Source organism: Okeania sp. SIO2B9 (assembly GCF_010672505.1).
Lineage (GTDB): Bacteria > Cyanobacteriota > Cyanobacteriia > Cyanobacteriales > Microcoleaceae > Okeania > Okeania hirsuta.
Genome location: NZ_JAAHGK010000077.1, coordinates 1 through 10,940, shown reverse-complemented (window position 1 = coordinate 10,940; position 10,940 = coordinate 1). Strand labels below are relative to the sequence as shown.

Annotated in this window: 10 protein-coding genes; 5 read left to right on the top strand and 5 right to left on the bottom strand. The window is 37.7% G+C overall.

Annotated elements, in window-relative coordinates; all coding sequences use genetic code 11:
- The first annotated feature begins 256 nt into the window (after positions 1-256).
- Entirely contained in the window at positions 257-2,428 is a 2,172-nt protein-coding gene (locus tag F6K13_RS04975; RefSeq protein WP_287286937.1) for a hypothetical protein, read from the top strand.
- Positions 2,429-3,340: 912 nt separating this feature from the next.
- Here F6K13_RS04975 and F6K13_RS04970 read toward each other — a convergent pair.
- From F6K13_RS04970 to F6K13_RS04960, 3 genes are all read right to left on the bottom strand, one after another.
- Entirely contained in the window at positions 3,341-4,171 is an 831-nt protein-coding gene (locus F6K13_RS04970) for an SDR family oxidoreductase (RefSeq protein ID WP_124144209.1), read from the bottom strand.
- A gap of 327 nt (positions 4,172-4,498) precedes the next feature.
- Entirely contained in the window at positions 4,499-4,726 is a 228-nt protein-coding gene (locus F6K13_RS04965) for a transposase (RefSeq protein ID WP_124144208.1), read from the bottom strand.
- Positions 4,695-4,955 (bottom strand): transposase, encoded by a 261-nt coding sequence (locus F6K13_RS04960; RefSeq protein WP_275670322.1) that lies wholly within the window; start codon positions 4,953-4,955, stop codon positions 4,695-4,697. Before F6K13_RS04960 ends, F6K13_RS04965 begins: the two co-directional genes overlap by 32 nt.
- A 131-nt stretch (positions 4,956-5,086) precedes the next feature.
- Here F6K13_RS04960 and F6K13_RS04955 point away from each other — a divergent pair, with 131 nt between their 5' ends.
- From F6K13_RS04955 to F6K13_RS04940, 4 genes are all read left to right on the top strand, one after another.
- Entirely contained in the window at positions 5,087-5,353 is a 267-nt protein-coding gene (locus tag F6K13_RS04955) for a hypothetical protein (RefSeq protein WP_124144206.1), read from the top strand.
- Positions 5,354-6,272: 919 nt separating this feature from the next.
- On the top strand, positions 6,273-7,796 hold the full coding sequence (locus F6K13_RS04950) for a sodium:alanine symporter family protein (RefSeq protein WP_124144205.1): 1,524 nt from the start codon (positions 6,273-6,275) through the stop codon (positions 7,794-7,796).
- Between the two features lie 176 nt (positions 7,797-7,972).
- Positions 7,973-8,401 carry a universal stress protein gene (locus tag F6K13_RS04945; RefSeq protein WP_124144204.1) on the top strand — a complete coding sequence of 143 codons (429 nt, stop codon included), beginning with the start codon at positions 7,973-7,975 and terminating at the stop codon, positions 8,399-8,401.
- A gap of 391 nt (positions 8,402-8,792) precedes the next feature.
- Positions 8,793-8,954, top strand: coding sequence for a hypothetical protein (locus F6K13_RS04940; RefSeq protein ID WP_161564424.1), 162 nt, complete (start codon positions 8,793-8,795; stop codon positions 8,952-8,954).
- Between the two features lie 602 nt (positions 8,955-9,556).
- On the opposite strand, the gene F6K13_RS04935 is transcribed toward F6K13_RS04940, so the two are convergent.
- Positions 9,557-10,048 (bottom strand): peptidoglycan-binding protein, encoded by a 492-nt coding sequence (locus F6K13_RS04935; protein ID WP_124154248.1) that lies wholly within the window; start codon positions 10,046-10,048, stop codon positions 9,557-9,559.
- Between the two features lie 280 nt (positions 10,049-10,328).
- Positions 10,329-10,730, bottom strand: coding sequence for a hypothetical protein (locus F6K13_RS04930; RefSeq protein WP_192901086.1), 402 nt, complete (start codon positions 10,728-10,730; stop codon positions 10,329-10,331).
- Between the last annotated feature and the right edge of the window lie 210 nt (positions 10,731-10,940).

Genomic DNA, 10,940 nt, shown 5'->3' with positions numbered 1-10,940 from the left:
CGCGACACCTCGGACAAAGGCAGCATCGTTTCGCCGCCTTCGGTCACCGCCCCGGTGACGCGGTCATCCGCCGAAACAAGGTGGCGTTCATTCATCGGGCCGCGCCCCGCGAGGCTCTCAGGGTATAGAAGTCAAAGATTCTGTCTTTCTCAGAGAAGGTTTTGAAGCTGAGGGTAGAGTCATTCTATCTGGAGCTACTATTGGTTTACTCGACTGTAGTGATGGTCATTTCTCTAATCCAGAAGGAGATGCACTCTTGGCTGAAAGTATAGAAGTTAAAACTGATGTCTTTCTGAGAGAAAGTTTCAAAGCTGAGGGTAGAGTCAGTCTATCTGAAGCTACTATTGGTGGTCAACTCGACTGTAGTGATGGTCATTTCTCTAATCCAGGAAAAGATGCGCTCAATATTCAGAATATAGAAGTCAAAGGTTCTGTCTTTCTTGGTAATGATTTCAAGGCTGAGGGTAGAGTCATTCTATTAGAAGCTAATATTGGTGGTCAACTCAACTGTAGTGATGGTCATTTCTCTAATCCAGGAAAAGATGCAGTTATTGCTGAAAGTATAGAAGTCAAAGCTTCTGTCTTTCTGAGCAATTGTTTTAAGGCTGAGGGTCTAGTCAATCTATCTGGAGCTATTATTGGTGATAAACTCGTTTGTATTATGGGTCATTTCTCTAATCCAAAAGGATATGGGCTCTTTGCTGAGAATATAGAAGTCAAAGGTTCTGTCTTTCTGAGAGAAAGTTTCAAGGCAGAGGGTCTAGTCAATCTATCTGGAGCTACTATTGGCGGTCAACTCTCTTGTAATGGAGGTCATTTCTCTAATCAACAAGGATATGCGCTCGTGGCTCAGAATATAGAAGTTAAATCTAATGTCTTTCTGAGTGATGATTTCAAAGCTGAGGGAGAAGTCATTCTATCTGGAGCTATTATTGGTGGTGTACTCTCTTGTATTAAAGGTCATTTCTCTAATAAAGAAGGATATGCGCTCAATGCTCAAAATATAGAAGTCAAAGGTTCTGTCTTTCTGAGAGAAAGTTTCAAGGCAGAGGGTAGGGTAAGTCTATCTGGAGCTACTATTGGTGGTGAACTAGATTGTCGTCAAGGTCATTTCTCTAATAAAGGAAAATATGCACTTATTGCCAATAATATAGAAGTCAAAGAATCTGTTTTTCTAAGTAATGATTTCAAGGCTGAGGGAGAAGTCAGCCTATCTGGAGCTAATATTGGCGGCAAACTCTTTTGTCGCAAAGGTCATTTCTCTAATCCAGAAAAATACGCGCTCGATGCTCAGAATATAGAAGTTAAAACTAACATCAGTCTAACCAATGGCTTCAAAGCTGAAGGCAAAGTAGATTTAACAGCAGCAAATATTAAAGGAAATCTTGACTGCACTCAAGGCAACTTTTCCAACGAAAAAGGAAATGTTTTATCTGCCGAAGGAATCAATGTTGACGGAGATATTTTATTAGATAAAGGAACTTTTGAAGGGAACATTTATTTAGTTAGTGCCAGAGTAGACGACACATTAAGTATGGTAAAAATTAAACAAGAAAAAGTAACTTTCCCCCTATATTTACGCCTCCTATATCCTTTCATTAAAAATATAAAAAACAATCCAATTGCATCACTACTTCAAAAAGAAAATCAAAGAATAGAAACTCACTACATGAAAATCGACCTACAATTTGCCAGAATAGGTCGCCTCCGAGACGACGAAGAAAGCTGGCCTCAAAAAAACAATATAAACCTTGATGGTTTCATATATCAGAAACTTGGAACAGACGATAATATAAAAGTTCTAAAAGATGCCAAAACCCGCCTCAAATGGCTGAGACTTCAACCAGAATTTTTTCCTCAAACTTATGAACAATTAGCCGAAGTATTAAAAAAAGAAGGCGATCCAGATGCCGCGACAGAAATATTAATTCATAAAGAAAGAGACATTCGACCAAAACTCAACAGATTAAGTAAATTTTGGAATTACTTTCTAGATATCACAATTGCATACGGCTATAAACCTACAAAAGCCTTAGTTTGGAGTTCTATTTTTATATCCATTGGGTGGACTTCATTTGCTTTAGGTCATTACAATTGTTCCAACTCAATATCAAATAATAAATGCCTATTTTCACCAGCTTCAGAAATTAGCCCATATACCGAAGAACCTAACAATAAAACCATTGATATAGACTATCCAGAATTTAACTTCTGGTTATATTCATTAGACACATTCATCCCCATAGTTGACCTACATCAACAAACATATTGGCTGCCAAATTCTCAAAAAGGTAAAGAAATTCCATTAATATTATTCAAAGTAAAAGCAGGTCGCTTATTAAGATGGTACCTATGGGTTCACATAATCTTTGGTTGGATATTAACATCCCTCTGGGTAGCAGGTTTCAGTGGTTTAGTTCGTGGGTAGGTCAGTTATCAGTTATCAGTTATCAGTTATCAGTTATCAGAAATAATATCAGGTTGCACTAATTAACCACAATATAAAAAGACGGTATAGATAATCTACTCATCTTTAGATGACTTAAGCTATCAGTCAAGGATTTCAATCCTTGGCTTGGCTTGGCTTGGGGAGGTTGGCTTGAGGAGATTGGCGAGCCATCAGGTATAAAGTTGCGTAGCTTTGTCATCCACCAATCCGCCAAGAAATAAATTTCTTGGCTCACAGCAGAAGTCATCTTTAGATGACTAAAGATAGCTGATTTATTATGGCTAATTAAAATGAAGGCAGAAGGCAGAAGTTATATCATGTCCGGATAATTAGTTATAAAAAAGTTTTTGTTTGTAGTAGGGCTTTAGCCCCAGAAAGATCTATGCTTAGGGCTAAAGCCCTACTACGAGCTTTAATTATCACTATTCAACCGGACATGATATTACAGCATATTTTGGGCAAATTGCGATCAAACTATGTTTTGCTGACACGATAACTACGTTTAGCTGCGCGATCGCATTCCCACTCACTTTTTCTTATTCTCTTTGTTAAATCATTTTAATAAGCACCTACGCAGAGCGAATTACTTACCTCAAAAATACACCAAAACTTCCTTCAAATCAATACTGATGTATTCCTTACATATCAATGCTTTTGATAAATGGCCAAAAAACGCCATTACTTCGTTTTGCTGTGCTAGCGCACCCTATTTTTCCCCCTAAATAGCTCATTTGAACTTTTTTGGGAAAATTCAGTTTAAATTCCAAATATATTTGAAAAAAAATATAAGCTTAACTAATATTAACTTTTTTGTCCCACTGTTGGACATAAATTGTCCATTCTTTATCGAATAATTAAGGTAAAATTCCTCTCCTTGAAAATAAGAAGTAATTATTCATTATTAATTGTTGAACCCCTACTACCTAAAGTTTGAACCACAATTAAATCCATATACCACCGAATTATTGGTGCCAATAAACTATGAAGTTTATCCAGCAAAGTCATTTCCAAACCAGGAGCGATCGCGAAAGTTTTCTTCTTCATTCCCCGCACAATTTCAACAGCCATATCTTCAGCACTCCAGACTCCAGAAGTTGCAGTAATACGTTTAGTTTCCAAAGGCTTAGTTTTATTCTCTACCTCCAACTGTGGTGTATCTGTATCTGGCGGATAAACTACAGAAACAGAAATTCCAGACAATTTCAACTCTCCACGCAGAGACTCTGCCAAACCTCTAATGGCAAATTTACTGGGGCAATAAGGAGTATAACCATAAATTCCAATCAAACCAGCACCAGAAGAAATCATCACAATATGCCCTTTTTTTTCTTGTTCCATCATTGGTATAACTGCCCGCACGCAATAGAGGGAACCAAAATAATTAATTGCCATAGTCTGTTCAAAAATTTCTATTGGCAACTCTCGAAAATAACCAGGGTGAGAAATACCAGCAGCAGTAATCAACAAATCTGGCGTACCTATTTCTTTGACTGCTTGATGTATAGCAGTTTCTGTTGCTTCCCGGTGCGCAACATCTGTGGAGATAGTAATAATTTTTTGTTCTGGGTTAACAATAGTAGCAGTTATTTCCGCTCTTGCTGCCTCCAGTTTTTTCGGGTTACGAGCAATAATTGATATATTGCTTCCTTCTGTAGCAAGTAGTTTAGCTATTTCTTTACCTATACCACTAGAACCACCCGTGATAATTGCGTGTTGCCACATAATTTTCAAGTAAACCTCGATCGAATGGCGTTACTGAATTAGTGTATGATATTAATTTTAATTATTTAGGAGTCAGGAGTCAGTAGAGGCAAACTGCCGTTTACCCGTACAGGAGTCAGGAGAAAGAAAAGTGCTTTTCCTGAAATTAAGTAAAGACAACATCTAATTTTGCCATCTTTGAATGACTCTTAATTTACCTAAATTATATCATGTCCGGATAATAACGCGATAGAACTCCGTTCTGCTTACGCGACCAAAAAACTTTCTCCTTCTTCTTTCTTCCCTCCTGACTCGGTCCTCCTCGGTCGTTATTTATTTTATAACTGTTCAACCGGACATGATATTACTGATTTCGTTCCTCAAATCACCAATGCCGATAAAATTAAATTTTACCATTCTGGTTTTCCATTCTCCCTCACCATATATTTTAACCCCTGTAGAGTCTACTACCAGGTGAATGGCCTCTGTTGTTGGCTTCACTGGTATTTCTATGGTCAATTTACTCAAGCGCCGAGACAAAGTGCTATGGTCTGGTACTGGTAAATCTATTTCCATCAAACCAAATATAGATTCTCACATACCTCTCGGTTTGCCGTCCTGCCAAACTAAACAAAGCTCCCAGGGTAGCCATTAGTTCAATAGCCACATCACTATAGGTGTTGGATGCTCCCTGACTCCCTGTTTTTTCAAGGTTGAGCCACTGTTCTATCACTTCTTCAGATAGCCAAAATGTTAGACTTCCCCTTTGCTTTAAGGCAGCATTATATTCTGACCAGTTACTTATCTCTATAGGAAGACTTGGACTTGGACTTACTCATCTGTACCTAGTTCAGGTTTTTTTACCACTTACTGAATCTTTCTACCGTAATTTCTCCCTTTGTGCAACAAAGCCCTTTTGATGTGTTAAATAGAGTAATGGCAACTGCTATAAATATAAAATCAATAGGTGGTGGTGCATTTTCATTGGTGGTCTATTGTAATTTTTTTGCTCAAGGACAAAAACAGTGGGAGCATCTTGCTCCCTTGCTCGTATCTTTCTCCCATGAAGCGCCGTTGTTCATCCCCATCTACCATTATGCGCGCAGGACTATAGCGTTTTTAAATGATATGTCAAATAAGAGTTGGTTATTTACTAACAGTAAAAAGTCCGGGAAACCTTCTTACCTGTTGCCTGTTGCCTAAAAGCTACCAGGTTTTTTACGCAACTCAAATGAAATTACTATATCAATCAATAAATTTGTTCTTTTTGTACTCAATTTGACTAAAATTTATATCGATTTGATTAGAATTACTGTAGTCATAGTAAATCTGATGTAAATAATTAACAAACAAATTAAGTGTAATTTTCCAATTAGTAATTTGTTAATTTAATCCGTCATAGAATAGAACATTTAGAGCGTGACTAAAATTCAATATTTCTTGGTATTCTGACTCTATGAGATTAATTTTTAATCTAGCTGGAATAATTATGAGCGTTAATTTTTACTACTTCTCTATTTTGCCTTTAATTAAGGCTTGCCTACTTATATATAGTAGTATTAATATATATTATGTGAAAAATAAATAAGCATTTTATTTAACCATTTTATCGAACAACAATAGAGTTGTAAAATTCACAAAATAAATCATTTTTCGTAGTCTTGTTCCTCAAAAAAATCTCTTACCGAATAATTAAGGTTTAAAGCCTCTCCTTTAAAGAAGAAAAGCGGTCGATCTTCGGAGCTTCCCTAAGGGTGGGATGGCGTTTTGCTCCGCAACATGTAAAGCGTTAGCGTTTGCGCAGCATGACCATAGGAAAGCTCCTCCTCCGGAGGAAAGAGGCAGTGACTCTATCAAGAGCGGGTCTCCTCGCTGTCCGACCATCGACCAAGAAAAAAGAAAAAATTTTCACACTCCGCGTCAATCCTCTCCTTGAAAAGAAGAGGTAATTGTTAATTATTAATTATTAATTATTAATTGTTCCCTATCCCTATTTCCCAATTTCAAGATGTTTTATGTATGACTAAAATCAGACCTCTATATGCTATATGCCTGAAATATTTATAAATTAATGGTATAAATGTCTAATTCAACAAAAATGATTAGTAGGTAAAATTAAAATATGAAAAGACAAACTTGGCTATATATACTCCTATTTCTATTAATACCAACTGTTGCCTTAGCCCAAGAACCTGAAACAGGACAGACTTTTATTCAAACCATCGATCGAACCTTTTCAAGTTTCGTAGGTGTAATATTTAGTATTCTTTTCTTTAAAATCGGCGGCTTTCCCTTCATAGTTTTATGGCTACTTATAGGTGCAATATTTTTCACCATCCGAATGCAATTTATTAATATTCGAGCCTTTAAACACGCTATTGATATCGTCCGTGGAAAATATGACGACCCCAATGACCAAGGAGAAGTTTCTCACTTTCAAGCTTTAGCAACAGCATTGTCTGGAACAGTAGGATTGGGTAATATCGCAGGTGTAGCTGTAGCTGTGAGTATCGGTGGCCCTGGTGCAGCATTCTGGATGACAATTGCTGGTTTTTTTGGCATGACCAGTAAATTTGTGGAATGTACTTTGGCTCAAAAATATCGCATTGTTCAACCAGACGGTACTATCTCTGGTGGCCCAATGCGTTATTTGTCCGCAGGTTTAGCAGAAATGGGACAGAGGACTTTTGGCCGGGTGTTAGCTGTACTATTCTCTATTTTGTGCATTTCTGCTGCTTTCGGTGGCGCTAATATGTTCCAGGCCAATCAGTCTTACGGTGCAGTTGCTAATGTATTGCCAGGTTTGCCTAGTTGGGGTTATGGTTTGGTGCTGGTAGTTTTAGTTGGATTAGTAATTATTGGTGGAATTCAACGCATTGGTATGGTGGCAGGTACTCTTGTACCTTTGATGTGTTTGCTATATGTTTTGGCTTCCTTATTTATTCTGTTGGTTAATATTACAGAAATTCCTGGGGCGATCGCTACTATTATCTCTGGTGCTTTTGTTCCCAAGGCAGTAGAGGGTGGTATTATTGGCGTAATTATTCAAGGTTTTCAGCGTTCCGCTTTTTCTAATGAAGCTGGTGTGGGTTCGGCAGCGATCGCTCACTCTGCGGCCAAAACTGATGAACCTATTCGTGAGGGTTTAGTAGCACTGTTGGAGCCGTTTATTGATACTATTGTGGTATGTAATATGACTGCTTTGGTAATTGTGATTACTAAGGTATATATTGCAGATGAGTTTGCTGCTTTGCGCGAAGCTAAGAAAGGTGCAGAGTTAACTTCAGCTGCTTTTGGTACTGTTTTGGCATGGTTTCCCATTTTATTAGCGATCGCTGTTTTCTGTTTTGCCTTTTCCACGATGATTTCTTGGAGTTACTACGGCGAACGTTGTTGGGATTATTTGTCTGGTGGTAGAGGGTTGATTATTTACAAAATCTTGTTTTTGGTTGCTGCTTTTGTTGGTTCGGTATCAAACCCTTCTTCAGTAATTGATTTTAGTGATGCGACTCTGATTTCGATGGCTTTTCCTAATATCTTGGGAGGCTATTTTTTATCCGCTCAAGTAGCAAAGGATTTACAAAATTATATGGGTCGTCTTAGTCAAGGAGAGATAAGACCTGCTAAGTGGGGAGTAGGAGAGTAGGGGAGTAAGGGAGTAGGGGAGTAGGGGAGATGGTAATCAAACATAGCATTACTATTTAGAAATGGTATAAGTCCAATGCTAATGATGAGTTTTAGACTAGGCAATGTTTTTCCCACTGTTGCCTGTTGCCTGTTCCCTGCTATATAACATTCTTCAGTTTATCCATCATAAATATAATGAATATATTTTCCAAAAATTCCGTACTTGTGCCCATAGATTTTTCCGATGAATCTGTTGAGGCGATCGATGTAGCTCTAGAATTTATTCGAGATCCTTCTTATTTATGGATTCTTCATGTATTACCTCGTCTTAATCCTGCTGAACCAGGAGTAAGGTGGCATACTGTAGATGACCAGAGTCGCAAACAGCACATCGAAAAGGTATTTCACGAACGGATTCAAGGTGCTAAATATGAAGGTGTTAATTTTCGTGTGGCGATCGGAACTCCTAGCTCAGAAATTTTGGACTATGCTCAGGAAAAAAAAGCAGAGTTGATTGTCATTCCCTCCCAAGGAAATAGTGGTCTTGGTCGATTTTTACTAGGATCGGTTGCTGAACGAATTGTCAGGTATTCTCATTGTCCTGTTTTAGTTCTACGAAATTGATATACTTTCTGGTAGTCAGATAAGGAGATTCTTCTGAAAGCAGGATTCTTGGTTTGCGCTCCGCAAGGGTACGCCAAGATTTAGTCCACTTATAGCAAGGAATGAGTTAGTTAGGACATAGACTAACAATGAACCTTAGACAGGGAAATATTTTTCTCACTATTCCTTATTCCCTGCCATAACATAAAATTGGCTGCTTAAGAGCAAGGCTTTAGACTGAATTTTTCGGTAAATTAAAAACCAGATTTTACCTTCAATGAGAAAAATCTGCTTTCTTTAAATTTTAATTTATTATTTATTAACTTTAATTAAGAGGACTAACCTAAATGATTAGTCAGGAGATTACAATAATTATATAGAGTTATCTTTATAAAATAGGGGAGTAGGAAATATGTTAAGAACTCCTACATTTCATGTCAATCAATACCAAACACTATTCCAACATCTCAAGCAAATTATTCTCTATTGGCTGAAATCTTTTTGGAAATTTAGTCTATTTTATGGTAAATATACTGCCTCTCCACCTTGGCAAAAAACTATGAATATTAGCTAATGAAAATTCACTATAGTTTTCAAGGTCAGTTTATTGGCTAGATAGCTAGGTGTTTAGAGCGGTTAAATACCTCGATCACTTTCGATTTTTGGAGTAAACATCAACTCTCTCTTCTAGGAGCTTTCTAGGAGGAGGCTTTATACTCAAATTATCAATCAGCCAGATTATCAATAACCTTAATCATTTTCAGAGCTTTATATTAGGTTCCAAGCTTTCTGTTAAGATTCTATTGGTTAGTATTACAGTTTCTGGGTGAAACAACTAAATACTTTTGATATATGAGATTGGGTATTTTAGGGATACTTATATTTAGATGAACAGGAGCAATTGGTTTGGAGTATTGCTCCTGGAATTAACTATTAATCTTGAAATGCTTTGAGGTTAAAAGCTCTGATGTTTTATTATTTGAGTAACCGTTCTACTAAACTTACCCAAACTTACCCAAAAGCATATGAGCAGCTGTGGAGTTAGCTCCCTGTTTCCATGAGAACCACTGACCGCAGTCTGTAACCTTATTCTTTCCATAGACTTAAAATTGGCGATAACTCCACCTACTCATTTTTTACCCTCATCACCATTAGCAATGAAGCTAAATTTTATTTTTAATAGAAACCTAAAGCTGCTCTAGTGTGACGTCCAACAATTCCATCTGGCCTTAAGCCATGATCGCGTTGGAATGCTTTAACTGCATATTTAGTCTTAGGCCCAAAATAGCCAGTTGCACGATGATGATGAAAATAGCCCATCATTCCTAATTGGTGTTGCAACTTGGATACTTGATGTCCACGACTACCATGGCTCAAATAATATCCACGATGACGGCGATGTCCCTTATAAGAAGCATGACGATACTTGGGACGATAATAACCTTTGCCATAATGGCGAGCGTGACCATAACCACTGCAAGGGTTCTTATAGTGACATGCAGCAGCAGAATTAGCAGTCGCGCTAATAGCACCTAGAATAGTAGCAGCTGATAGAAGACTCATCATACCTAATGTAGAGAACTTTTTCCAGTTCACTCCTTCAAAGGTAGGCTCAACTATAGAACTTTCTTCGGCAGTAGCTAGATGGGAATATGCTAGTGTTTCCATAACTCCTCTGATGAGTAATGTTTTACAACTTTTTTTTATAAGTGCCTTACCAACTTGCCTTATAGCGTTTTGGGTTTCTTTTGCAGTGCGACACTCAAAAAAAGGAAATTTAATTTTGGTAGAGCCTTAATTTAGGCTGTTAACAACCAAGGAAATCTGATGATTTCCCTGGTTGCATTACTAAGCTACCATGTTAGGTAGATTATTTATGCAGAATATTCAAAAAAATTTAAAAGTCCACAATTATCTGAAAATTGTGGACTCTTAGGCGATTAAAAACTTAGTAGCAATCACCACCATAGCCACCACCGTAACTACTACCGTAGCCACCATAACCACCATAACGACCATAGCGACTGTAGCCACCATAGCTACCATAGGAACGGCTGTAGGAACGACTAACAACTTTCTTATAATAATGGCCAGAGCTACGACCATAGCTACCATAACGACCAGAACTACCGTAGGCACCATAGCCACCATAACGACCATAGCTACCACCACCGTAATAAGCGGAGGCAGAATCAGCAGTTACATTCATTCCTACAGCTAAAGTAGCAGCAGATAATAAACCCATTGCTCCAACACTAGATAGCTTTTTGAAATCTACACAAGCAGTAAACTCTTTGTTAGTAGAGTCTTCTTCGTTGAAAGCTAAATGGGAAAATGCTAATATTTCCATGAATTCCTCTGTTTAGTTAAATTAAATGAAATCCCGCATAACTGTCTAATTGCCCCCTTCTTGTTGATCGTGAGACGCTTGGAAAAAGCTTGAATGGTGACAGACCCGAACTATAGTATTTGCTTTGTACGAAGAGTGTTGCATTCCTTCCACATTTGCTCTGCAAGAAGATAGATAAAGAATTGGCGCGGAACAAGTGAATTGCCGATC